Origin of the sequence: Tenacibaculum sp. ZH5_bin.1, assembly GCF_042865525.1 — a bacterium.
Taxonomy (GTDB): Bacteria; Bacteroidota; Bacteroidia; order Flavobacteriales; family Flavobacteriaceae; genus Polaribacter; species Polaribacter mesophilus.
In genome coordinates, this window is the sequence record NZ_JBEGIO010000001.1 from 1,293,625 (window position 1) to 1,318,637 (window position 25,013).

At 32.0% G+C, this 25,013-nt stretch carries 22 protein-coding genes and 1 tRNA gene; 17 read left to right on the forward strand and 6 right to left on the reverse strand.

What is annotated here, in order from left to right:
• Nucleotides 1–12: 12 nt before the first annotated feature.
• Together ABHQ57_RS05985 and ABHQ57_RS05990 are read left to right on the forward strand one after the other, a co-directional pair.
• The gene (locus tag ABHQ57_RS05985) at nucleotides 13–459 is read left to right on the forward strand and encodes a heavy-metal-associated domain-containing protein (protein ID WP_173359860.1); all 447 of its coding nucleotides are present in this window, start codon (nucleotides 13–15) and stop codon (nucleotides 457–459) included.
• A 122-nt stretch (nucleotides 460–581) separates the two neighbouring features.
• Nucleotides 582–1,160: a YdeI family protein gene (locus ABHQ57_RS05990; protein WP_389862774.1), complete on the forward strand. Its 579-nt coding sequence runs from the start codon at nucleotides 582–584 to the stop codon at nucleotides 1,158–1,160.
• A gap of 73 nt (nucleotides 1,161–1,233) precedes the next feature.
• Here the strand turns inward: ABHQ57_RS05990 and ABHQ57_RS05995 are convergent, their stop codons facing one another.
• The 4 genes from ABHQ57_RS05995 to ABHQ57_RS06010 form a co-directional block, all read right to left on the reverse strand.
• On the reverse strand, nucleotides 1,234–1,677 hold the full coding sequence (locus ABHQ57_RS05995; RefSeq protein ID WP_073181562.1) for a carboxymuconolactone decarboxylase family protein: 444 nt from the start codon (nucleotides 1,675–1,677) through the stop codon (nucleotides 1,234–1,236).
• A gap of 186 nt (nucleotides 1,678–1,863) precedes the next feature.
• Nucleotides 1,864–1,937 (reverse strand) — tRNA-Arg (locus tag ABHQ57_RS06000).
• Between the two features lie 75 nt (nucleotides 1,938–2,012).
• Nucleotides 2,013–2,246, reverse strand: a complete 234-nt coding sequence (locus tag ABHQ57_RS06005) for a putative signal transducing protein (RefSeq protein WP_047788418.1) — start codon at nucleotides 2,244–2,246, stop codon at nucleotides 2,013–2,015.
• Between the two features lie 11 nt (nucleotides 2,247–2,257).
• Nucleotides 2,258–2,410 (reverse strand): SsrA-binding protein, encoded by a 153-nt coding sequence (locus ABHQ57_RS06010; RefSeq protein ID WP_274639318.1) that lies wholly within the window; start codon nucleotides 2,408–2,410, stop codon nucleotides 2,258–2,260.
• A gap of 590 nt (nucleotides 2,411–3,000) precedes the next feature.
• On the opposite strand from ABHQ57_RS06010, the gene ABHQ57_RS06015 reads away from it, so the two are divergent.
• From ABHQ57_RS06015 to ABHQ57_RS06025, 3 genes are all read left to right on the forward strand, one after another.
• Entirely contained in the window at nucleotides 3,001–5,385 is a 2,385-nt protein-coding gene (locus ABHQ57_RS06015) for a TonB-dependent receptor (protein WP_167713349.1), read from the forward strand.
• Between the two features lie 88 nt (nucleotides 5,386–5,473).
• Nucleotides 5,474–6,556, forward strand: coding sequence for a PepSY domain-containing protein (locus tag ABHQ57_RS06020; protein ID WP_167713352.1), 1,083 nt, complete (start codon nucleotides 5,474–5,476; stop codon nucleotides 6,554–6,556).
• A 78-nt stretch (nucleotides 6,557–6,634) separates the two neighbouring features.
• Nucleotides 6,635–7,576 (forward strand): calcium/sodium antiporter, encoded by a 942-nt coding sequence (locus tag ABHQ57_RS06025; RefSeq protein ID WP_047788414.1) that lies wholly within the window; start codon nucleotides 6,635–6,637, stop codon nucleotides 7,574–7,576.
• Nucleotides 7,577–7,650: 74 nt separating this feature from the next.
• Here the strand turns inward: ABHQ57_RS06025 and ABHQ57_RS06030 are convergent, their stop codons facing one another.
• Nucleotides 7,651–8,661, reverse strand: a complete 1,011-nt coding sequence (locus ABHQ57_RS06030) for a glutamine synthetase beta-grasp domain-containing protein (RefSeq protein ID WP_073181556.1) — start codon at nucleotides 8,659–8,661, stop codon at nucleotides 7,651–7,653.
• Nucleotides 8,662–8,845: 184 nt separating this feature from the next.
• Here ABHQ57_RS06030 and ABHQ57_RS06035 point away from each other — a divergent pair, with 184 nt between their 5' ends.
• The 8 genes from ABHQ57_RS06035 (at nucleotide 8,846) to ABHQ57_RS06070 (ending at nucleotide 18,224) form a co-directional block, all read left to right on the forward strand.
• On the forward strand, nucleotides 8,846–11,029 hold the full coding sequence (locus ABHQ57_RS06035) for a glutamine synthetase III (RefSeq protein WP_389862780.1): 2,184 nt from the start codon (nucleotides 8,846–8,848) through the stop codon (nucleotides 11,027–11,029).
• Between the two features lie 412 nt (nucleotides 11,030–11,441).
• On the forward strand, nucleotides 11,442–12,350 hold the full coding sequence (locus ABHQ57_RS06040) for a hypothetical protein (RefSeq protein ID WP_073181552.1): 909 nt from the start codon (nucleotides 11,442–11,444) through the stop codon (nucleotides 12,348–12,350).
• Between the two features lie 130 nt (nucleotides 12,351–12,480).
• Complete coding sequence (locus ABHQ57_RS06045; protein ID WP_047788411.1) at nucleotides 12,481–12,879, forward strand: hypothetical protein; 399 nt, start codon at nucleotides 12,481–12,483, stop codon at nucleotides 12,877–12,879.
• 1 nt (nucleotide 12,880) lies between these two features.
• The gene (locus ABHQ57_RS06050; protein ID WP_167713356.1) at nucleotides 12,881–13,621 is read left to right on the forward strand and encodes a CsgE family curli-type amyloid fiber assembly protein; all 741 of its coding nucleotides are present in this window, start codon (nucleotides 12,881–12,883) and stop codon (nucleotides 13,619–13,621) included.
• A 12-nt stretch (nucleotides 13,622–13,633) separates the two neighbouring features.
• Nucleotides 13,634–14,050 carry a curli assembly protein CsgF gene (locus ABHQ57_RS06055; protein WP_047788409.1) on the forward strand — a complete coding sequence of 139 codons (417 nt, stop codon included), beginning with the start codon at nucleotides 13,634–13,636 and terminating at the stop codon, nucleotides 14,048–14,050.
• A gap of 31 nt (nucleotides 14,051–14,081) precedes the next feature.
• Nucleotides 14,082–15,428 carry a CsgG/HfaB family protein gene (locus tag ABHQ57_RS06060; protein WP_047788408.1) on the forward strand — a complete coding sequence of 449 codons (1,347 nt, stop codon included), beginning with the start codon at nucleotides 14,082–14,084 and terminating at the stop codon, nucleotides 15,426–15,428.
• Nucleotides 15,429–15,439: 11 nt separating this feature from the next.
• Nucleotides 15,440–16,939, forward strand: coding sequence for a carboxypeptidase regulatory-like domain-containing protein (locus tag ABHQ57_RS06065; protein WP_167713358.1), 1,500 nt, complete (start codon nucleotides 15,440–15,442; stop codon nucleotides 16,937–16,939).
• 106 nt (nucleotides 16,940–17,045) lie between these two features.
• Complete coding sequence (locus ABHQ57_RS06070; RefSeq protein WP_167713359.1) at nucleotides 17,046–18,224, forward strand: AIR synthase related protein; 1,179 nt, start codon at nucleotides 17,046–17,048, stop codon at nucleotides 18,222–18,224.
• 46 nt (nucleotides 18,225–18,270) lie between these two features.
• Here ABHQ57_RS06070 and ABHQ57_RS06075 read toward each other — a convergent pair whose 3' ends face one another.
• Nucleotides 18,271–18,471: a hypothetical protein gene (locus tag ABHQ57_RS06075; RefSeq protein ID WP_167713361.1), complete on the reverse strand. Its 201-nt coding sequence runs from the start codon at nucleotides 18,469–18,471 to the stop codon at nucleotides 18,271–18,273.
• A 310-nt stretch (nucleotides 18,472–18,781) separates the two neighbouring features.
• Between ABHQ57_RS06075 and prfA the strand changes: the two genes are divergently transcribed.
• The 4 genes from prfA to ABHQ57_RS06095 all read left to right on the forward strand — a co-directional run bounded on the left by prfA (nucleotide 18,782) and on the right by ABHQ57_RS06095 (nucleotide 25,013).
• Nucleotides 18,782–19,858: a peptide chain release factor 1 gene (gene prfA, locus ABHQ57_RS06080; RefSeq protein ID WP_047788405.1), complete on the forward strand. Its 1,077-nt coding sequence runs from the start codon at nucleotides 18,782–18,784 to the stop codon at nucleotides 19,856–19,858.
• 316 nt (nucleotides 19,859–20,174) lie between these two features.
• On the forward strand, nucleotides 20,175–20,363 hold the full coding sequence (rpsU, locus tag ABHQ57_RS06085) for a 30S ribosomal protein S21 (RefSeq protein WP_047788404.1): 189 nt from the start codon (nucleotides 20,175–20,177) through the stop codon (nucleotides 20,361–20,363).
• A gap of 201 nt (nucleotides 20,364–20,564) precedes the next feature.
• Nucleotides 20,565–21,569: an efflux RND transporter periplasmic adaptor subunit gene (locus ABHQ57_RS06090; protein ID WP_389862788.1), complete on the forward strand. Its 1,005-nt coding sequence runs from the start codon at nucleotides 20,565–20,567 to the stop codon at nucleotides 21,567–21,569.
• A gap of 303 nt (nucleotides 21,570–21,872) precedes the next feature.
• Nucleotides 21,873–25,013: an efflux RND transporter permease subunit gene (locus tag ABHQ57_RS06095; RefSeq protein WP_167713365.1), complete on the forward strand. Its 3,141-nt coding sequence runs from the start codon at nucleotides 21,873–21,875 to the stop codon at nucleotides 25,011–25,013.

Below are 25,013 nucleotides of genomic sequence, written 5' to 3' on the forward strand. Positions count from 1 at the left end.
TATCAATTCAAAATGAAAAAAGTAATCTTAGGAGTAGCTATGTTGGCTACAATTGGTTTAGTAAGTTGTAAAAATGAAGCTAAAAACGAAGCCGAAACAAAAGAAGTGCAAACAGAGCAAACAACTACTCAGGAAGTAGCAATGACTACTACAACTTTTGGAGTAAGAGGTAACTGCGGAATGTGTAAAAGTACTATCGAAAAAGCTGTAAATGGTATAGATGGAGTAGCGTCAGCAGATTGGGATAAAGTAAGAAAGCAAATCAACGTATCTTTTGATGACTCTAAAACAAATGTAGATGCTATTCATAACGCAATTGCAGGGTCTGGTTACGATACCGATAAAGTAGCAAGTAATGAAGATGCTTATGGTAACTTACCAGGTTGTTGTCAATACGATCACAATATGGAAATGAGTTTAAAAGGTGATGTAAAAGCAGACGAAACGTCTAATCACTAATTATAAAAAAGTGTAACGAAGTTTATATCGTTACACTTTTTTAAGTTATACTTAAAAAATCAATAACTTTAAGCAAAGTTTCTGTTGAAGCTGGATATTAAAAAAGAACACAAAAAGTTGTAATGGAGAAAGTAGATAAATACATAGAAAAAATAAAAAACTGGAAAGAAGAAACAAAGCTGTTACGACAAATTTGCTTGGACTGTGGTCTTGAAGAAGATTTTAAATGGATGCATCCTTGTTACACCTTTCAAGGAAAAAATATTGTATTGATTCATAGTTTTAAAGATTATTGTGCACTACTTTTTCATAAAGGCGCATTGTTAAAAGATACAAACGAGGTTTTAATTCAACAAACAGAAAATGTACAATCTGCTCGTCAAATTAGGTTTACAAAGCCAGAAGAAATAGTTGTTATAGCAAAAACGATTAAAGAATATATTTTTGAAGCGATAGCAGTTGAAAAAGCAGGTTTAAAGGTGGAAACTAAGAAAACTTCAGAATTTGAAATGGTAAGTGAGTTTAAAGAAACCCTAAAAGAAAACTCAGATTTACAAAAAGCTTTCGAAGGCTTAACACCAGGAAGACAAAGAAGTTACTTACTGTATTTTTCTAAAGCTAAACAATCAAAAACACGTTTGTCAAGAATAGAAAAGTCCATACCTAAAATGTTCCAAGGTAAAGGACATAATGAAAGGTAATAAAGCTACTCAAAAAGAATAGCTTTATTGAAAATTTAGATAAGACTTTATTTATTAATCTTATAACAAACCATTATGATGATTGATGAAACATTAGTGTAGATACTGCAATACGATTCCAAATATTAATTTCTCCTATTTGTATAATAATTTGTGCTATTTCATTATCGGTAAAGTGTTCCTTAAGTTCCTGAAAGGTGTTTTCTGATAATCCATTATTACTTACTTGTGTTATTTCATCAGTAGCAGCTAACAAGGCTTTTTCTTTTTTAGAAAATAAAGGAGATTCTTTCCAAGCGCTTAAAGCAAAAATTCTGTTTTGTTTTTCTCCATTTTTTAAAGCCTCCGAAGTATGCATTTCTATACAATAAGCACAAGAATTAATTTGAGAACTTCTTATTTTTATAAGATTTTTAATGTCTTTTGAGAGGGATGTTGTTTCAAGATATTTAAAAATTTCTAAAATAGCTTTGTAAGAATTTGGCTCTAATTCTTGAATGTTTAGTCTTTGTTTCATGATTTTTATTTTATAAAATCAAAGGTATTATTATGACTATTGTTACAACTTAAGCTGGTTTAAGAAAGAATAATACTTTTCTATTAGAAGTAATTTAAAAAAATCAATTTGATTTTTATGTAGTATGTTTTGAGTAGGAAATATTATAAAAAATAAAACCCTGTTAGAAATCTAACAGGGTTTTTGTGACCTCGGCAGGATTCAAACCTGCAACCTCTTGAGCCGTAATCAAGTGCACTATTCAGTTATGCTACGAGGCCGTTTTGCGGGTGCAAATATAAGAATGTTTTTTAAATTGTAAAGCAAAAAAATAATATTTTTTCACCTTTTTTAATTTATTTTTCTTCTGCTATTTCTTCTTTAAAACTATCAATAGTGTCTTGAGCTTTTTCAAGGTCTGATTCATAGATAAATACGTCAATAGAATTGCCTAAAGTTCCAAAACCAGCAACTCTTCCAGCTTCTTTATTATCTTTTACTAAATATGGAACTTCAATTTCGTTAAGTAGCTGACTTAATCTGTTCACAAAGATTTGAGAGCCTGAGAAAACTTTAATATGCTTGTTCATAATGGTAAATTTTAATCCAACGAATTTATTGTAATATAAGCACGCCATCCAATAATAGCCAATTGAAATTTTGATGCTTTCGAAATATCCAATTCCTTTTTAGTAAAGGAAGGTAGTAGCGCCTTGTTTAGTTTGGCTAAAAACTTAAAAAAACTTTTTTTCATTAGTAGTTGATTCTACTATCAAAAATAACGAAAAATAATTTGTTCTGATAAGAAAAACTAAACTTAACTTAGTTTAAAACGAAAAGTATAGGTTTAGGTTAATCAATCTCTTAAAAGATCAATTCCAGTAATAAATAAGCAATTTTAATAGTTATTAGAATTAGTTTTAAAGCAAGTATAATCATGTTAGGTTCATGTGTTTTTAGTTAGTAAATAATGATGAATTCCGGAATTGTTTTTTCAATATAGGAGAAAGGAAATATTACAACCAAACTTTGGAATCTAATTTAATTAGATTGAGTTTAGATTTAAATCTATAAAAACACTATTAGTTTTAATTTATAACCTTATAATCTATGTTTAAATTATTAAATGAAACTTAAAAGTGTTCTATTAGTCATGTTTAATAAGCTTTTAAAGAGGCTTTTTTTACGGAATTTGAAAAGTAAAGGAAAAAGTATCTTTAAAATAAGCAGTTTTTAGGTGTTTCATTTCTTCAGAAAGAAAAAAATAAGTTTTTTGTAATAAATGTTTGCTACTATTTTGAGAGGAGATATATTCGCGATTTAAAATAAATCTAAATAAATATAATGAAATTTTACATAGCAGCAGTGGCTTTATTTTTAACCTTAGGAGTATCAGCTCAGTCTAGTTTAAAGGGAAAAATAAAGGATGAACAAGGTCAACCAATTTATGGGGTTAATATTCATATTTCAGAACTTCAAAAAGGTACTACCTCTGATGAAAATGGAGGCTTTATATTAAAAAATATAAAAGAAGGAGTTTTTAAGGTAACTTTTAGTATGGTAGGTTTCAAAACAGAAATAAGAAAAATAGCATTTACTCAAAACAACACTGTGGAGATTTTACAAATATTAAAAGAAGATTCGGAGAGTTTAAGCGAGGTTGTTGTCTCTGCTAGTAGACGTTCAGAATACCTTTCCGAGATACCAGCATCAATTACTGTTGTCAACCAAAAACAATTAACAGACTTATCAAACTCAACAACTAATATTAATGAAATTTTAGAATTTACTGTTCCAGGTTTAGCTGTGTCTACAGGAACCTTTTCTAACTGGGGACAAACATTACGTGGTCGTTCTTTATTAGTTATGATTGATGGTGTTCCTCAATCTACTCCTTTACGTAACGGTCAATTAGGAATAAAATCTGTTAGCCCTAACGATATTAGTCGCGTAGAAGTAATAAAAGGGGCAACCTCTATTTTTGGAAATGGAGGAAATGGAGGTTTTATTAATTATATAACAAAAAAGCCTAATAGTAATGAAAAAATTGAAGGAACTACTAATATTTGGGGAACTTCTAACTTAACAAAGACTAAGGATGCTTTTGGATTCGGGGCTTATCAGTCATTACGAGGAAAAATAGATAAGTTTAATTACTACATAAGTGGTAGTTATGAAGAAACAGGAAATAAATACGATGCAGATGGTAAAGTTATACTTCCTACTTATGGATTAGATAATACAAGAATTTATACAGCTTTAGCTAAGTTAGAGTATGAAATATCTGATAGACAAAAAATAAGTATTGGAGGAAACTTGTATAATTCTTTACAAGACACTCCATTTGTACCTGTTCTTGGATCTTTTGAAGTGTATAATGAGAATGGAGATTATACTTTAACACCTGGTTATGGTGTTGAAGGCTCTATTGAAGGACAAGAACCTACAGGATCTAAACTGTATAATGGTAACTTGAAATATGATTTAAATAATATTTTTGATGGAACAACAGATTTTACAGCTGATGTGTATTATCAAAAAACAAAAAACATATTCTTTTATTCAGATAAATTTGAAAACGGAGGTCAATCAGTAATTAATGCAGAAAAGTATGGTTTAAGACCAAATTTTAACACTACACTTACTCCAAATGAATCAACAGAGATTTCATTAACCTATGGTTTAGATTTGTTAAAAGATAAAACCAATCAAGGATTGTTAGATGGTAGATTATGGGTGCCAAATATTGATATGTTTAGTTGGGCACAATACATACAATCTACAGTAAAATTTAATGACGAATGGGTTTTAAAAGCAGGGTTAAGATATGATGATATGAATCTTACAATAGATGATTATAATACGTTACCATACTCACCTTTAGGAGATGGTAATTTTAATCCATCAGTAGCGGTAACAGGAGGTGAAATAGGGTTTGATAATTTAGCGTTTAATGCGGGTGTAAGGTATATTAAGCATCAAGAGTTTATCCCTTATGTAAGTTATTCACAAGGTTTTTCAATTGCCGATTTAGGTTCTGTTTTACGTTCTGCAACTGCCGATAATATTGAAGATATTCAATTAGAACCAGCAGTAACCAAAAATTATGAGTTCGGATTTTTATCAAAGTTTAAAAACTTTAGGTTAGAAGCTGTAGGGTATTATAGTGTTTCTAATTTAGGTACAGGCGTTGCATTTGATGAAAATATAAATTCTTTTGTGCCATCTAAAAAGCCGCAGAACATTTATGGAGGAGAAATAGCAATAGATTATACTACTTTTGATAGTAAACTAAAAGTAGGAACATCATATTCTTATGTTGAAGGTTTAACTCACAATGTGGGAGATGAAAATAATTTAACTTATTTAGGAGGTGATGTAATTTCAGCTCCAAAATTAACAGCTTACGTAACTTGGGTTCCAACAAAGAAAATAAGTACTTCTTTACGTATGACTAATTTAGGAGATAGAAATCGTTTTAATCCGTATTTAGATGCAAGTGATAATTATACGTTTAGACATACACAATTTCCTGTAGAAGGATACACTTTACTTAATTGGTCTATGAACTATAAATTGCAAGAAAATATATCGGTTTCATTAGCTGTAAATAATTTGTTAAACGAATATTATTTACCAGCAAGATCACAATGGGCAGCACCTTTAAGAACTTTTACAGGAACTGGAGAAGGGACAAATGCTAAATTAAGTGTGTTGTATAACTTCTAAAATAATAAACAACATCTTACATTTGCAAAATTAAGAACCCAGTGCCTATTAAATTGTAGGTTCTGGGTTTTAAAATAGAAGATACCAATTGCAGCAGATACATAAAATAATTTGGAAAATACACCTATGGCTAGGACTTAGTTGTGGGGTTATTGCTTCTTTTTCTGGTTTAACGGGAGCATTGTATGTTTGGCAACCTGAAATAACTTCATTACTAAACCCGAAATTATTAAAGGTTGAAGATTTTTCTAAAATAAACGAAAAAACAATTTTAAGTTCTGCTTATTTTTTAGCTACACAGAATAAGGGAAAAGTAAATAAAGTTTTTTTGCCTTATAGAGAGCAGCAAACGATTTCAATAAATTATAAAAACGGTAAAACATTGTATTATCACCCGAAAACCAGAATTTTGTTAGGTGAAAAATCGGTGTCAATACAGTTTTTTGAAACCCTCCTGAAGTTACACCGTACGTTAGGAATGCCTACAATTGGTAAGTATGTTATAGGTACAAGTGCTTTATTGTTTTGCTTCTTCTTATTAACAACAGGGTTTTATATGTGGTGGAAAATATATAAAAACAACCTGTCAAAAGGATTTACGATGAAGTGGAAACCCAAAAAGAAACGATTTTACTTCAATCTACATAAAGTATTCGGAATTTATTTTTTGTTGCCTTTGCTAGTAATAGCCTTTACAGGGGGGTACTTCACTTATTATAAAACCTATAAATCTGTTTTATCTATATTCAATAGTTCAGATAAAGTAATCATGAATGAAGAAATAAAACAAGAAAAGGTTTTTTCATTAGAAGAAGCAGTTTTACAAACTGATGGAAAATATGCTTTAAGAGCTATTTATTACCCGAAAAATAGCTTAGGAGTATATAAACTTCGGTATATAAAAGATCGATTTATTAAAGCAGGATTTAGAAGAACAAAAGAAATGGAGTTAAATCAGCAAGGTAAATTACGAATACTGTCAAGTTTTGATTTTGATGCAAATAATAATCGAATAGCGGCTCAGTTTTACCCAGTACATATAGGAGAAATAGGAGGGATATTGGGTAGAGTTTTAGTATTTGTATCTGGTTTAGTGCCTTTGGTGTTATTGATAACAGGCTTTAAAGTTTATAGTTTAAAACGTAAGAAATTAAAGAGGCAACTTAATTAAGGTTTTATTGGTTCAGGAGCTTGAATTTGTTTTCATTTTTGCTGGGTAAAAACCTTATCTTCGCCCAAAAAATATCTTATGAGCATTCTATATATTATTATTGGTTTAACATTGTTGGTTTTAGGAGGAAATTGGCTGTTAAAAGCAGCGGTAGGCTTATCACTTAAACTACATATACCAAAAATAGTAATAGGTATGACAGTAGTGTCGTTTGCAACTTCAGCACCAGAATTAATTGTAAGCATAAAGTCTGCTTTAAATGGAGCTACTGGGTTAGCGGTAGGAAATGTTATTGGATCTAATATTGCAAACCTAGGTCTGGTTTTAGGAATAACAGTTATATTATCGTCAATTGATGTAGAAAAAAGTTTTTATAAAACAGATTGGCCAGTAATGATGATTGCTTCAGTACTACTGTATTTTTTTATAGCGAATGACAAGACCATTCAATTTTATGAAGGAGCTATATTATTTGGAATGTTGGTAGTATTTTTAATTTATTTATTACGTTTTCAAAAACAAGCAGTTGTTGATGAGATGCCTGAAGACGATGAAGAGTTACCCTTATATAAAATAGCCTTGTTTCTAGCTGTTGGAGGAGTTGGTTTATGGGGCGGTTCAGAACTATTGATTAATGGTTCGGTAGCTATGGCTCAACATTTTGGAGTAAGTGACGCGATTATTGGAGTAACTGTAGTGTCAGTAGGGACAAGTGTTCCAGAATTGGCTGCCTCAATTATTGCAGTGTTAAAGAAAGAAAAAGCCATCTCATTAGGAAACCTTGTAGGATCTAATGTGTTTAATATTTTAGCCGTTTTAGGTATTACAGCAATGATTACGCCTGTTCAGGTAAAACCAGATGCCTATAGTTTGATTAATAATGATATTTATTGGATGTTAGGAATTTCGTTTGCCATATTACCTTTAGTATTTATTCCAAAAGGATTACGTTTAGGTTGGAGAGACGGAGTGCTGTTGTTGGTTTCTTACATTACTTTTGTGTATTTAACGATCTCTTAAAAGTGAGGGAGAAAGAAAGTATAAAAAAAGCCGCAATTTTGCGGCTTTTTTAGTTGTGTTGTTGTGTTTGTTAATTATATGTTGGCACCTTTTACGGTTTCTATAATTCTTCCAGCTACTTTGTAAGGATCAGCGTTTGAAGCAGGTCTTCTGTCTTCTAGCCAACCTTTCCATCCTTTTTCTACAGTAATGATAGGAATTCGGATTGAAGCACCTCTATCTGAAACTCCATAACTGAAATCAGATACGTGAGCAGTTTCATGTAAACCAGTTAAACGCTCGTCATTATTTGCTCCATATACATCAATATGTTCTTCTGTAACAGGTCTAAAAGCTTCACAAATTTTCTCGTAAGTTTCTTGAGAACCACAAGTTCTTAATGTAGTATTAGAAAAGTTTGCATGCATACCAGAACCATTCCAATCTCCTTTTACTGGTTTTGGATGGTATTCAATGTAGTAACCATATTTTTCAGTTAAACGGTCTAATAAGTAACGGGCAACCCAAATTTCATCACCAGCTTTTTTTGCTCCTTTAGCAAATAATTGGAATTCCCATTGTCCTGGAGCAACTTCTTGGTTAATCCCTTCAAAGTTTAAACCTGCTTCAATACATAAATCGGCATGTTCTTCAACAAAATCTCTTCCCCAAGTGTATCTTCCTCCTACAGAACAGTAGTATTTCCCCTGAGGTCCAGGGAATCCGCCACGAGGGAATCCTAAAGGTAAATCAGTTTTAGTATCCATTAAAAAATACTCTTGCTCAAAACCAAACCAAAAGTCATTATTATCATCATCAATCTTAGCACGTGCATTTGAGGCATGTGGAGTTCCATCAGCATTTAAAACTTCAGACATTACTAAGAATCCATTTTTTCTAGTCGGGTCAGGATAAATAGCAACAGGCTTTAATAAACAATCAGAAGCACCACCAGATGCTTGCTCAGTAGAACTTCCGTCAAAAGACCACATAGAACAGTCTTCTAATTTACCGCTAAAGTTTTCTTCAACTTTAGTTTTACTACGCATGTTTTGAGTTGGCTCATGACCATCTAACCAAATGTATTCTAATTTTGATTTACTCATGATTTTTGTTTTTGTGTTGTTTTGAGTTAATTACGAAGCAAAATTGAGTATTTTTTGTTTAAAGGCAAAATTTTTAAGGGTATTTTTGTTTAAAATTAACTTTAAATTAATTTAACCCCTGTTTTTTTAGGGGTATTTTGCTTAAAGTTTGTATTTTTGAGTGTCTAATTTAATATTTTATTATATGTCAACTTTAAGATTCAGTGCATTACAAGAGGTTTTACATAGAAAAACTGTTGTAGTAGAAGAAAACGAACGTCGTTCAGAATTGTTTGGTAAAAACGTATTTAATGAGCAAGCAATGCGTCAATATATGACCAAAGAGGCATATCAAAGTGTAATGGATGCTATTGAATTTGGGACTAAGATTGATAGGAAAACCGCTGATCAGATTGCGGTAAGCATGAAAGATTGGGCATTATCTAAAGGAGCAACGCATTATACACACTGGTTTCAGCCTTTAACGGGATCTACAGCAGAAAAGCACGATGCGTTTTTTGAAACTGTTGACGGAGGAGGAGCAATGGAGAAGTTTGATGGAGGTCAGTTAGTACAACAAGAGCCAGATGCATCAAGTTTTCCTAATGGAGGAATTAGAAATACTTTTGAAGCACGTGGTTATACGGCATGGGATCCAACATCACCAGCGTTTATTTATGGTACGACCTTATGTATTCCAACTGTTTTTGTGGCATATACAGGTGAAGCGTTAGATAATAAAGCACCCTTATTAAGAGCATTACAAGCGGTTGATACTGCGGCCACAGCAGTTTGTAAATTTTTTGACAAAAATGTAACAAAAGTAAACGCAACCTTAGGTTGGGAACAAGAATACTTTTTAATTGATACAGCATTAGCAGCAGCACGTCCTGATATAATGATGACAGGAAGAGCATTGTTAGGACATGCACCAGCAAAAGGACAACAGTTAGACGATCATTATTTTGGATCAATACCTACTAGAGTATTGAACTTTATGCGTGATTTGGAAAATGAATGTATGCTCTTAGGAGTGCCTGTTAAAACACGACATAATGAAGTAGCACCAAATCAGTTTGAGTTAGCGCCAATTTTTGAAGAAGCAAACTTAGCAGTAGATCACAATTCATTATTAATGGATGTGATGGAGAAAGTGTCGCAACGTCATAAATTCAAAGTGTTATTCCATGAAAAGCCATTTGCAGGGATTAATGGTTCAGGAAAACATAATAACTGGAGTTTATCTAGCAATACAGGAGTTAATTTACTGAGTCCAGGGAAAACCCCGATGAAAAACTTACAATTCTTAACCTTTTTTGTAAATACCATCAAAGCAGTTCACGATTACGAAGAATTAATTAGAGCGTCGATAGCAAGTGCTAGTAACGATCATCGTTTAGGAGCTAATGAAGCACCACCAGCAATTATATCAGTTTTTATAGGTTCACAATTATCATCGGTATTAGATGAGCTAGAAAATGTAACGAAAGGAAAACTATCACCTGAAGAAAAAACAGATTTAAAATTAAACATTGTAGGGAAAATTCCAGAAATTTTATTAGATAACACAGATAGAAACAGAACTTCACCTTTTGCTTTTACAGGAAATAAATTTGAGCTACGTGCAGTAGGTTCATGGTCTAACTGCGCAGGGCCTATGACTGTATTGAATACAATTATAGCAAGACAACTGAATGAATTTAAAGAAGAAGTTGATAAGTTAATTGATACCAAAAAACTTAAAAAAGATGAAGCCATATTTAATGTATTGAGAGAATATATTAAAGCATCAAAGAATATTCGATTTGAAGGAGATGGTTATGGAGAAGCATGGGAAAAGGAGGCTAAGAAAAGAGGGTTGTCGAATAACAAAACAACTCCAGAAGCATTAAAAGCAAAAGTTTCTGAAAAAGCAATTTCTCTTTTTGAAGAAATGAAAGTGATGAATAAGGTTGAGGTAGAAGCTCGTCATGAAATCGAGTTAGAAGAATATTCAAAGAAAATACAAATAGAAAGTAGAGTGCTAGGTGATATTGCAAGAAACCATATTATACCTATTGCTATTCAATACCAAAATACGTTGATAGAAAATGTAAGAGGACTGAAAGAGATTTTTGGAAATAATTTTGAGAAATACGCTAACGAACAAATCGATTTAATTCAGAAAATATCTAATCATATCGCTGAAATTAACTCTAAAGTAGAAGATATGATTGAAGAACGTAAAAAGGCAAATAAACTAGAAGGACAAAAAAATGCAGATGCTTACTGTAACAAAGTGAAACCTTATTTTGACGAAATTCGTTATCACTGTGATAAATTAGAATTAATGGTAGATGATAATTTATGGCCTTTAACTAAGTACAGGGAGCTTTTATTTACTAGATAAAGTAACCTGTTTTGAATGAGAAAAAACATTTGTTAAAAAAGGGGGAAAACCCCTTTTTTTAATAAAAATTAAAATAAAAAAAACAAAGCCAAAGACTACGTTTATAGCGTGTTTTTGGCTTTTTCTTATTTTATTTTTTTAAGTAAAGAAATCTTGATTGGTTTTTGAAGCTAAAAAAAATTGTATATTAGCTATGTTTAAACAAACAGTCTATATATAGATTCTTACAGTTTTATTTTAAACTGATGGATGTAATTACAGTTACCAAACTAATCTTACATTTTACCCCATAATTTTATCTTACCCTTATTTACTTAGCATTCTCCCATAATAAGCATTATTAGTATTTGTATGCTTATATCATACATAGGGTATGCTAAAAATCAATTAACGTATTTTAAAATTATCTATTATGAAAAATTTTTTATTAGCAGCTATTTTTTTAGCTTCAGGAACCGTTTTCGCACAGTTCGCAAACCCATTACCAACACCAAAAGCTAACTGTTTAGGATGTTCAGTAGCACAAGTAGGTCCTTCTTATGGAGATAGAGGAGCAGCAATAAACACGAGTTACGTAGATCAAACAGGACACATGAATGATGCAAGTGTAGTTCAAACTGGAGTAGGTAACTTATCAAATATCGATCAAGATGGTCAAAACCAAGGATTTTCTGGAGGTTTAGGAAACGAAGCGACTGTATACCAAAGAGGAAGAAAGAACGAAACCGACATTAAACAACATGGAGATTACAATTCTGGTTTTGTAAATCAAGTAGGATATAAAAACTACGCACAACAAGATGTAGGTGTAGGTTGGGCAGAAAATAACAGAGCATATGCTTACCAAACAGGACGTCAAAATACTTCTATTCAAAAACAACGTTATGATAATAATGTAGCTATTGTAGCACAATCTGGTAGAAGAAATTTAGCTCACCAAGATCAAAGTACAGGAACTAATGGTGCACCAGGTAGTGTAGCAGGTATTTTACAAGTCGGTAACTATAATAAGGCTAAACAAGTACAAAGAGGTAGTTTTAATATAGATGGAATAGCTCAATTTGGAAACGGAAATATGGCTTCTACTACGCAAACATCAACAGGGGGGATAAATATTTCTGGTATTGGACAGACAGGTTCGGGGAATGAAGCTTGTGTTGATCAAAACGCTGATGCTGGTATTAACTTAAGTTTAATTAGTCAGTTTGGTGTAGAAAATCATGCGTCTGTTATTCAAGACGCACAAGGTTCAGGAAATGCTAGCTTTATCGGTCAAGCAGGTTATATGAATAAGGCTTGTGTTGAACAAACAGGACTATAATTTATTTATTAATAAAACTTTAAGAGAAGGGAGGAACTCTTCTCTCTTCTCTTAACTTATTAAAATGAAGGTAATGAAAGATATGAAAACAATATTATTTATAATGCTGGTTACTTTTAATCTGACTATTATGTCACAGCAAAAAACATCTACATATTTTGTATCTGTACCTCAAATAGGAAATGATGTTTCTTTTGTAATACTAGAGAAAAATATTAATTCATTAAATAATTCACAAGATTTTACCTATTCAGCAGCTAATCAAAATTACCTAACAATAAATCAAGTAGGAATAAATAATGTAGCAGAATTAAAAAGTGGAGTTAGAGATGTACAGTTAGTGGGGCAAAAGGGAAAAAACAACTATTATAGCTTTATAGATTATTACAATGCTTCTCCTACAAAAATGAATATTCTTCAACAGGGGAATGCAAATTCATTACAGGTGTACGGAACAAACTCTTTAATGGAAAATGTAAAAATCATTCAAAAATCTAATTATAAAACAATTATAGTTAGGAACTATTAAAATGATGCTAAGGTTTAATTTCTTTAAAAGAAAAATAAAATATATTACTCTGTTTTTACTTTGTATAACAACAAGTTATGCTCAAGAAATAAACGAGGTAAAAGCCAAAATTCTTATTCTTAAAAAAGACAATTTTATAGCAGTAAAAGCACAAGCTGAAAATGAAGGAGTATTGTTTAAAGATGAGTTTAATTACAACTTATTGGTGTTAAAAAAGAGTAAAGATGGAAGCTACTCTAACAATAAACAATCAGGAGAATTTTCTTTAAAACCTAATGAAAAAAAAGAGCTATCATTAATAAGGTTAAGCTTAAATCCTGATGAAGAGCTAAGAGCTTATTTATTTATAAAGCACAAGGAAACTTTAATAGATAAAGATACTTTAATAATAGTACCTAAAAAGGTAGGTATAATAAAAAAAGAAAAAATAGACGAATCTAATTTTGTGTTAAAAGGATTGGTTATTGAAGAAGCAATAACAAAAATAGGGAAAGACTTTTATGATTTTTTTTACCAAGAATACCTGCTCTCAGGCTTAAAGTATCCTTTCATTATAAAAATAAAAGAGAAACCAGGATTAAGAAGAACTACAGTTTTAATTATTGAAGCTGATGATAAAAAGATTTTTGAGTTCATGACAATGCCAGGAGAAGATTTTCTTAAACGAGCTGTTAAAGCATCTTTGGTAAGATTAAGTAGTTACTCAAAAAAGAGAAATACATTATTAAGTTATAAAATTTAAACAAAGTAAGTTATGAAAATAGCAACCAAACTTATAACAATTGTTTTATTTTTAATAAGTTCATTTACTTTTTCACAAGAACTAGTTTATAAACCAGTTAATCCATTTTTTGGAGGAAATAATCCATTCGGGTATCAGCAAATTTTGGCATCAGCAAATGCACAAAACGATTTTCAAGAAGAAACACAAGATCCTTTTCAACAACCATCAGACTTAGAAAACTTTACTAATAGTTTAAACAGGCAACTACTAAACTCATTATCTCAAGATTTATTTCAAGAACAATTTGGAGATCAGGGGTTAACTGTTGGAACTTATGTGTTTGGATCTTTAGTAGTAGAAGTAACACCTACCAGTGGAGGTTTATCTGTAAATATTTTAAATACCCAAACAGGTGAACAAACACAAATTATAATACCAAACAATTAACAACAAAACGACTAACCATAACTTAAATTTTATGAGAAAATTATTATTCAAATTACTATTCTCTTTAAGTTTTATCTTGTTTTCTAGTTGTGGAGCATACCTAAATCAGCCATTCCAAACAACGAATGCTAGAATAGGGGAAAACACCTCTTTACAAAACGATTTAATTAAGAATATTCTACCTGTCGAAAAAGTAATCGTAGGAGTTTATAAATTTAGAGATCAAACAGGACAATACAAGCCGACTGAAAACGGTTCTACATTTAGTACCGCGGTAACGCAAGGAGGTACATCAATTCTATTAAAATCACTAGAAGAGTCAAAATGGTTTACTCCAATAGAAAGAGAAAATATCGCTAATTTATTAAATGAACGACAAATAATAAGGTCAACAAGGCAAGAATATCAAGGAGTTAATTCCACAAAAATGCCACCATTACTTTTTGCTGGAATTATTTTAGAAGGAGGCGTGGTTTCTTATGATTCTAATATTATTACAGGAGGTTCAGGAGTTCGATATTTTGGAGCTGGAGCATCTAATCAATATAGACAAGATAGAATAACCGTTTATTTAAGAGCCGTATCTACATCAAATGGACAAATTTTAAAAAATATTTACGTATCAAAAACAGTACTCTCTCAAGGAATTTCAGCAAACTTGTATAGATATGTTTCTTTAAGAAGATTGTTGGAAGTTGAAACAGGAGTAACCAAAAATGAGCCTATGCAATTAGCTGTAAAAGAAGCGATAGATAAAGCAGTCGAACAGTTGATTATAGAAGGTGTTGTAGATGGTTTATGGACTCCTCAAGGAGGTGATAAGGTTGTTAACCTCTTTAAAGAAGAGTATTTAAAAGAAAAAAATGAAGCAGACAATACATTACTTTTTAATAGAAAGCAGGAAACAAGAAGAGCAAAAAATTCAATGAGTGTAATGGGAGGAGCTTCAATAATTTCAGGAGATTATTCAAAACCCGTAGCAAGATTTGGTTTTGACCTAAAATACAGATATTTTTTTAAGAACCCTCGATTTAGTTTTGGAGGAAGCATAGGAAGGTTTGAGTTAGAAAACGAACAATCTTTTAAAAATACTTTTTTAACATCTAGTGTTTTTCTAGAATACAATATGATGCCTTACGATAGGTTAACACCGTATGCATACATAGGTGTAGGTTCAGTTTTAGAGAAAAATCTAGACAATCCTATGTTTAAATTTCAATATGGTTTAGGGTTGGAGTATTTAGTAACAAATAAAATAGGATTAACTCTTTATGGAGAAAATTATCTTTTAGGTTCAGACAACTTAGATAAGCTAGTTAGAGGAAAGAGAAATGATTTTATTTGGAGAGTAGGAGCAGGTATAAATGTTTATTTTTAAGAAAAGAAATAATGAAAAAAATAATAAAAATAACAATACTCTTAATTTGTGTAACCTTATTTAATTGTAGTGAAGATACTGTAGATTATGTAGAGTTCGGAACAATTAAAGGTCGTGTAGTTAAAAAGAAAAGTTTCGAACCTATTACAAATGCAAAAATAGCATTATCACCTACCAATAACACAAGTTTTACCGATGAAGATGGTTACTTCTTAATGGAAGATGTACCAGCACAAGAATATTCGGTAAGTGCCACTAAAGAGGGGTATTTAACAGGTTTTCAACCTGTAGGTTTAGATGCAGGGACAGAAATTAATATAGTATTTGAATTAGATATAGAAACAGCATTAAATGACCCACCAACAGCACCAGAGCTTAGAGCTCCAGCTAATGGCATAGAAGATTTAAATAATACAGTAGAATTAAGTTTTAAATCAAATGATCCTGATGAAGATGAAATAACATACAGGATAGAAATTAAAAACGACTTAAATAATGATGTTATATCTTTTGAAAATGTAAAAGACACTTTATACACAGTTTCCGATTTAAAATTCGGAGTAAAATATTTTTGGCAAATAGGAGCATCAGATGGTATTAATGCCGAAGTATTAAGTACAGTGAGTACATTTAAAATTACATCAACACCCAATAACAGATATTTTTATACACGACAAGAGGGAGGAAATAATGTAATATACTCTGGAGATTTTATCAATGAAGCCTCTGTAAATGAATTACTGTTAACATTACCAACAACAAACTCTTGGAGACCAAGAAAAAACTCAGCGGCAAATTTGGTAGCCTTCTTACGAACAGATAATAACGAAACTCATATTTATACAATGAAAACAGATGGTTCAGATGTTAAAAAAGTTACATCTAATGTTCCTGTAGTTGCATTTGACTTAAACGAAGTTGATTTCTCCTGGTCTTCAAACGGAGATCGAATTATATATCCGCATTACGATAAATTATACTTGATAAATAAAGATGGAAGTGGTTTACAGCAAATTTATCAAACAACAGACGGTAGTTACATTACTGAATGTGACTGGAATAATGATGAATCTAAAATAGCACTGAAAACCAATAACATAAGTGGCTATAATGCACAAATCTATACGATTGATATGGCAGGAAATATAATTGATACTGTTTTAACAGGAATGCAAGGAGCTGCAGGTGGAATTAATTTTACAATAGATGGAAGCTCGCTGTTGTATACTAGAGATATTTCTGGATATGAATCAAGTAATTATAGGCAATTAAACAGTCATCTATTTTTATATGAATTTGCTACGGCAGAAGTTACTGATTTATCAGAAGGAAAAGCAGATGGAACAAATGATTTAGACCCACGTTTATCACCTAATGAGGCTGAAGTTATCTTTGTGAATACATCCAATGATGGTATTTCTACAAAAACAATTTATAAAGTACCTTTTAGTGAAGGATCTACAACTAGAACAGCATTGTTTGAAAATGCGACAATGCCAGATTGGGAATAAAAGAAAACAAACTATTACTTAGAGAGCGAACGTATAAAAAACGTTCGCTTTTTTCTTGATAAAAGCGTAATAAAACCTAAATTTGCAGGTAACAACAACACAACAAATGAGTAACGAAGTATCTAAACGCTACGCACAACGCGGAGTATCGGCATCTAAAGAAGATGTACACAATGCTATAAAAAATATTGATAAAGGATTATTTCCAAAAGCTTTCTGTAAAATAGTTCCAGATTATTTAACAAATGATGATGATTACTGTTTAATAATGCATGCAGATGGAGCAGGAACAAAATCGTCTTTAGCATACATGTACTGGAAAGAAACAGGAGATATTTCGGTATGGAAAGGCATTGCTCAAGATGCTTTAATCATGAATATTGATGATTTATTGTGTGTGGGTGCTACCGATAACATTATGTTATCTTCTACTATTGGACGTAACAAAAATAATATTCCAGGAGAAGTTTTATCGGCAATTATTAATGGAACAGAAGAGTTAATTAATGAGTTGAAAGAATTCGGAGTTACGATTCATTCAACAGGAGGTGAAACTGCTGACGTTGGTGATTTAGTACGTACTATTATTGTAGATTCTACGGTAACCGCTCGTATGAAGCGTACCGATGTAATTGATAATGCAAATATTAAAGCAGGAGATGTAATTGTTGGTTTAGAGTCATTCGGACAAGCAACGTATGAAAAAGAATACAACGGAGGTATGGGAAGTAACGGATTAACTTCTGCACGTCACGATGTGTTCCATAATTATTTAGCAGAAAAATATCCAGAAAGTTTTGATGCTTCAGTACCGTCAGATTTAGTGTATTCAGGAAATACAAAATTAACAGATGAAGTAGAAAATTCTCCGATTGACGCTGGTAAACTAGTGTTATCGCCAACAAGAACCTATGCGCCAATTATCAAGGAAATTTTATCGAAATTTTCTTCGGAAGAAGTGCATGGAATGATTCACTGTTCAGGAGGAGCTCAAACAAAAATTTTACATTTTGTAGATAATTTACACATCGTAAAAGATAATATGTTTCCAATTCCACCATTGTTTAAATTGATACAAGAGCAATCAAAAACAGATTGGAAAGAAATGTATCAAGTGTTTAACTGTGGACACAGAATGGAGTTATATGTATCTCCAGAAATAGCAGAAGAGATTATTACTATTTCAAAAACGTTTAACGTAAATGCACAGATTGTTGGTAGAGTTGAAACTTCTGATAAAAAGCAATTAACAATCAAAAGTGAATATGGGACTTTTGAATATTAATACTGCAAGATAAAAAGTAAAATCCTTAGAGAAATCTGAGGATTTTTTATTTCATTTTTTTAAACACAAAATCAATCGAAAACTTATCGTTACTAACTTTAGCTTTCAGCAGATTGTTTCCTTTCCAGTATTGTATCGTTTTAGGGAATTCGTTTAGTTTGTTTTCCGCAGTAAAAGAAGTATCGGTTTGTTGTGTAAAAGCAAATAGTGTCGGGGTCTCATTTACACCTGTAACTTGTAAAAACAAAGAATCGTTTTTAGTAATGATGTGTAAGACCTCTTTAAATACAGTATCGTTTTTTTGTAAGGAAAAACCAATTCCAGAAAAATCATTTTTCCAAAACTCGTAAGTTCTTTTATCAGCTTCGTTATGAATACGTTCCCATTTACCAAACAGCCAAGTAGGTTTTTTAATTTTTCTTTTCTTGTAGACAAGAAAAAAGTAGTGTACAAGTAAAAAATAAGATTAAAATTCGCATAACAAAAGCCTTAATGAATTAAAGATATGAATAAAATTCGATAAAAAATCGTAAATTCGCACCCCAAGAAAAGATACTATGCTAGATAAATTACAGATAGTTAAGCAACGTTATGATGAGGTATCAGATTTAATCATCCAACCAGATGTTATCTCTGATCAAAAACGTTATGTGCAATTAAATAAAGAGTATAAAGACTTAGGAAAGGTTGTAAAAAAGGCAAACGAGTACGAAACTTTATTAAATAATATAGAAGAAGCTAAGGAGATTATTGCTGACGGATCGGATGCAGAAATGGTAGAAATGGCTAAAATGGAAATGGATGAAGCAAAAACTCGTATTCCAGAATTGGAAGAGGAGATTAAGTTTTTACTAATTCCTAAAGACCCAGAAGATGCTAAAAACGCGGTAGTAGAATTGCGTGCAGGTACGGGTGGAGATGAAGCAAGTATTTTTGCTGGTGATTTATTTAGAATGTATACCAAGTACTGTGAAAGCAAGGGATGGAAAGTATCTACGGTAGATTTTTCTGAAGGAACCAATGGTGGATTTAAAGAAATTCAGTTTGAAGTTTCTGGTGAAGATGTATACGGAACTTTAAAGTTTGAAGCTGGTGTACATCGTGTACAACGTGTACCGCAAACCGAAACCCAAGGACGTGTACATACATCGGCAGCAACATGTATGGTGTTTCCAGAGGCAGAAGAGTTTGATGTAGAAATCAACCCAAAAGATGTGCGTATTGATTATTTCTGTTCGTCAGGACCAGGAGGTCAATCGGTAAACACTACCTATTCAGCAGTACGTTTAACGCATATTCCTACAGGGTTAGTGGCGCAATGTCAGGATCAAAAATCACAGCATAAAAACAAAGAAAAAGCATTTAAGGTATTACGTTCTCGTTTATACGATTTAGAGTTAGCTAAAAAGCAAGAGGAAGACGCTGCAAAACGTGGATCGATGGTAACCTCAGGAGATCGTTCCGCGAAAATTAGAACGTATAACTATCCGCAAGGACGTGTAACTGATCACAGAATAGGGTTAACCTTATACGATTTATCAAATATTGTAAATGGAGATATTCAAAAAATTATAGACGAGTTAATGCTTGCGGAAAATACTTCTAAACTAAAAGAATTAGGAGAAACTATTTAGTAAAAAGCGTTACCATATTGGTAACGCTTTTTTTATAGAAAAGAATTAGAACTATGAATACTTGTAGAGCCAATAAAGAAACCCTACCTTTGTCATAATATTAATGTTCTATCCTTTTTTTAGGAGAAAATCTACAAGTCTCTACACTATTTTTCTGTTATACATCAGTTTTTTAGTCTTCAGTTTCTTTATAAATTTATTTTCAATAGAATTTTTAATCAAAAAAATAATATCATATAAAAATCATAGAACTTATTATGAAGTGCTGTGAAGTTACTTTCATGTTGTAAGATTTAATAATTAAAAACCATATCATATGTTAAGAATAGTAGTAAAAGAAGGCGAAAATATTGATAGAGCTTTGAAACGTTATAAACGAAAATTTAGAGACGTAAAAGTTTTACAAGAATTAAGAGAAAGAAAGCAATATGTAAAACCATCAGTAACAAGAAGAGCTCAAATTCAAAAAGCAGCTTATAAAGAGCAATTATTTAACGAAGAATAATTTTGATACAACACAAAATATAAAACGCAATCCGAAGGGGTTGCGTTTTTTTGTAGAATAGCTTTTAACATTTAATAGTTTTTTTTATTAGCTAAATAAGCAAAAGATTAAATTTTGGTCATTCCTGCAAAAATTTTGGTTAAAAAAGACATTAACATCTAAATTAATTTTGCCCTTCAAATAATAAATGATTAATTTAAGATGAAAAAAAAGAATACTTCACAAAAAAATAAAGTATTAACTTACACAATTATAGGCTTATTTATAGTTATAGTTTCTAGTTATGCATTTAGTTCTTCAGAAGTAAAAAAAACAGAATTAGTTTCTCAAAAGTTACCTGTAAAAGTTACAACACCTATATACAAAACTATTACGGAATGGGATGAGTATACAGGACGTTTCGAAGCAAGTAATAAAGTAGAAGTTCGTGCACGTGTAAGTGGTTTTTTAGAGCGTGTAAATTTTAAAGCTGGACAAATTGTAAAAAAGGGACAGACGCTCTTTATTATTGATGACAGACCTTTTAAAATAGCCTTAAATAAAGCTAATGCCAATTTAGCTCAAGCCAAAGCAAATTTAGAAATTGCACAAGACAATTTTAAGCGTGTCGAAGATTTAAAGGAAACAGGTGCAGTATCTATTGAAGAATTCAATCGTAGAAAACAAGCTCTAGAGTATGCTAAAGCTAGTATTCAGGTGTCGGAAACACACGTGGCTGATGCTAAATTAAATTTAGAGTTTACACGTGTTAAAGCTCCAATTTCAGGTTTAGTGAGTAGAGATCGTGTGAACGAAGGAAACCTTATAGATGGAGGTTCTTCAAACTCTACATTATTAACCACTATTGTAGCTACAAACCCTATTCACTTTTATTTTACAAGCAGCGAGTCTGATTACTTGCGTTATGTACGATTGGCAAATAATGGAGAAAGAAAAGCGGTTCGCACAGACGGACTTCCGGTACATATTAAACTTCAAGATGAAGATGAGTTTTTACATGAAGCAAAAATAGACTTCGTAGATAATCAAATTGATAATAGTACAGGTACAATAGAAAACAGAGCCATTTTACCAAATAAAGACTTACTGTTAGAGCCAGGAATGTTTGGTAAAGCTAGAATAAGTGAAAGCACAGCACATAAAGCGATTATGATACCAGAGGATATATTGGTACCAACCAGTCACTACGATATGTTTATGTTTTAGGAGAAAACAATATTGTAACCAGTAAAAACATCATTTTAGGACCATTACATTCTAACGGATTTCGTATTGTTAGAGAAGGATTATTAGAAACAGATAAGTTGATAATTAATAATATTCAAAAAATTAGGCCAGGTACAGTAGTTACCCCCGTTGAAACTAATTTAGAAATCCCAAAAAGCTAACTGTAAATCAATAACAAGTTAGTAGTAAAACCATATTAAAAAATAAACTCATTTATAGTTTTATGTCTTTAAATAAGGATATGAAAATCTTAGAGTTATGTTCAAATTTTAACAAAATACAATGAAATTTAGTCACATATTTATCAAAAGACCAATATTTGCTGCAGTACTAAGTGTACTCATACTTATTGTTGGTGGTTTATCCTATTTTTCATTACCCGTTTCACAGTTTCCAGATGTAGCCCCACCAACGGTAGAAGTAGTTGCTATGTACCCTGGTGCGAGTGCCAAGACACTGTCAGAAACTGTAGCAGCGCCTTTAGAAAAAGAAATTAATGGTGTTGAAGGTATGATTTATATGACCTCCCAATCATCAGCTGATGGTAGAGTAACAGTACAAATTGCCTTTGAACTGGGTACAGATTTAGATCGCGCCCAAGTACAAGTACAAAACCGAGTTGCTATCGCAGAACCACGTTTACCAGAATCGGTAAGACGTTTAGGAATCACTACAAAGAAAATATCACCAGATATTTTACTGTTGGTTAACTTAATTTCACCTAATGAGACCTATGACCAGATTTATATGGGTAATTACGCTACGTTACAGCTTAAAGATGAGTTGGCACGATTAAAAGGTATTGGTGATATCCAAATTTTTGGAGCGGCAGAATACGCCATGCGTATTTGGTTAGACCCAGATAAAATTGCTAATTTAGATATGACAGCTGGTGAAGTAGTTGCAGCCTTACGTGCTCAAAACGTACAAATAGCTAGTGGTACATTAAACACCTTACCATCAGGCACGCAATCAGCATTCGAGGTAAATATTCAGACGCAAGGAAAACTAATTACACCTGAAGAATTTGAAAATGTGATCGTTAAATCAGCAGAAGATAACAGAATAGTAAAACTTAAAGATGTTGGTCGTGTTGAATTAGGTGCACAAAATTACGCTACAAAAGGCTATTTAGGCAAGAAGCCAGCAATTGCTATGCCTATTTTTCAACAACCAGGAGGTAATGCGTTAGAAACCGCTAGAAGTATTAAAGAAACTATGGAAAGGTTATCCAAAAGCTTTCCAGAAGATTTGGAGTACAAGATAGAATATAACCCCACCGAATTTATTCAAAAATCGGTAGATCAAGTATACAGTACAATTTTAGAAGCCGTAATCCTTGTGATTTTAGTAATTTTATTATTCTTACAATCATGGCGTGCAGCTATTATTCCAATTTTAGCAATTCCGGTATCATTGGTAGGTACATTTGCTATTATGCAAGGTATTGGTTTTTCTCTTAACAACTTAACCTTATTTGGGTTGGTGTTAGCCATTGGTATTGTGGTAGATGATGCAATTGTAGTAGTAGAAAATATGGAGCGTTATCTCGAAGAAGGCTATTCACCAAAAGAAGCAGCTTTTAAAACTATGGACGAAGTTGGAGGTGCTTTAATAGCAATTGGATTGGTGTTAATAGCTGTTTTTATTCCTACTGCTTTTTTAGACGGATTTTCAGGTCAGTTTTATAAACAATTTGGAGTAACCATTGCTGTGGCAACAGCTATTTCGGTATTTGTATCGTTAACTTTAAGTCCAGCTATGGCAGCTTTATTAATGCGACACGAAGATAAAATTAAAAAGAAAAATACACCATTGGTATTAAAGCCGTTTGTGTTTTTGGGAAATACCTTCAATCGTCTTATGGATACGATTTCTGAAAAGTATGGTAGTAGTGTTCAAAAATTAATACGTACAAGTACTATGGTTATGCTAATTTATGGTGGATTAATAGCTTTAACAGGATTTGAGTTCAGTCGTGTTTCGCAAGGGTTTGTACCAGCAATGGATCAGCAGTACTTTGTAACGGTAGTACAGTTACCCCCTGGTTCTTCAATAAGTAGAACTGATGAGGTGGTAAAAAACATTTTAGATTTAACCTTAGATACTGATGGTGTAAAAACAGCTGTATCTTTTACAGGATTTGATGCACCTTCATTTACCAATTCATCAAATGCAGCAGCTATTTTTATAACATTAGAAGATTTTGATGAAAGAATAAAAAAAGGAATTGATTACTACAATTTATTAAATACATTGCGTGGTAAAGTAGCTGTTGTAGACGATGCGGTTGTATTTATTATTCCACCTCCATCGGTTGCAGGAATAGGTAATGCTGGTGGATTTAGAATGATGCTGCAAGATCGTGCTAACTTGGGTACAGCAGCGTTAATAGAAGCTACAAATAATTTAGCATTGGCTGCCAATCAAGACTCTGTTTTAAGTAATGTGTTTACTTTTTTTAACGATAAAACACCTCAGTTGTATTTAGATATCGATAGAAACAAAGCGCAACAATTAGGAGTTAATATTAATGAAATATTTCAATCATTGGAAATCTATATGGGGTCTGCATTTGTAAACGATTTTAATTATTTAGGTAGAACCTTTCAAGTAACAGCACAGGCAGATTCACCAAACCGTTTAACACCAGACGATATTACTCGTATTAAAGTACGTAACAATAAAGGAGAAATGGTGCCATTAGGAACCATAGCTACACAGAAAGATATTTCTGGTCCAGCTAGAATACCACGTTTTAACTTGTATCCTTCAGCATCTTTAAATGGAGATGTCGCTGCAGGATTCAGTTCAGGTCAGGCATTAGAGCGTATGGAACAATTAGCAAAAGAAATTTTGCCACAGGGAATTTCATATCAATGGACAGAAATGGCCTACCAAGAAAAACAAACGGGTAACACAGCAGGTATCGCTTTTTTATTAGCTGTGGTGTTTGTATTCTTATTATTAGCTGCTCAATTTGAAAGTTTAGTTTTACCATTAGTGGTTATTTTTATTGTGCCTATGGTATTACTGTCGGCAATTGTTGGTATTGATTTAGCAGGATTAGACAACAATATTATGGTGCAAATTGGTTTAATTGTATTAGTTGGTTTAGCAAGTAAAAACGCGATTCTTATTGTTGAGTTTGCAAAACAATTAGAAGACCAGGGAACAGATTTAAAAACAGCCGTTATACAAGCATCAAAATTGCGCTTACGTCCTATTTTAATGACAGCAATGGCTTTTATTCTTGGAGTAGTACCATTAGCAATTTCAACCGGTGCTGGTGCAGAATTACGTGTATCTTTAGGTATCGCAGTATTTAGTGGAATGCTAGGAGTTACCATCTTCGGTATTTTTTTAACACCTGTATTTTATTATTTAGGTAGAAAATGGACAACTCCAAAAAAAACAGTATAA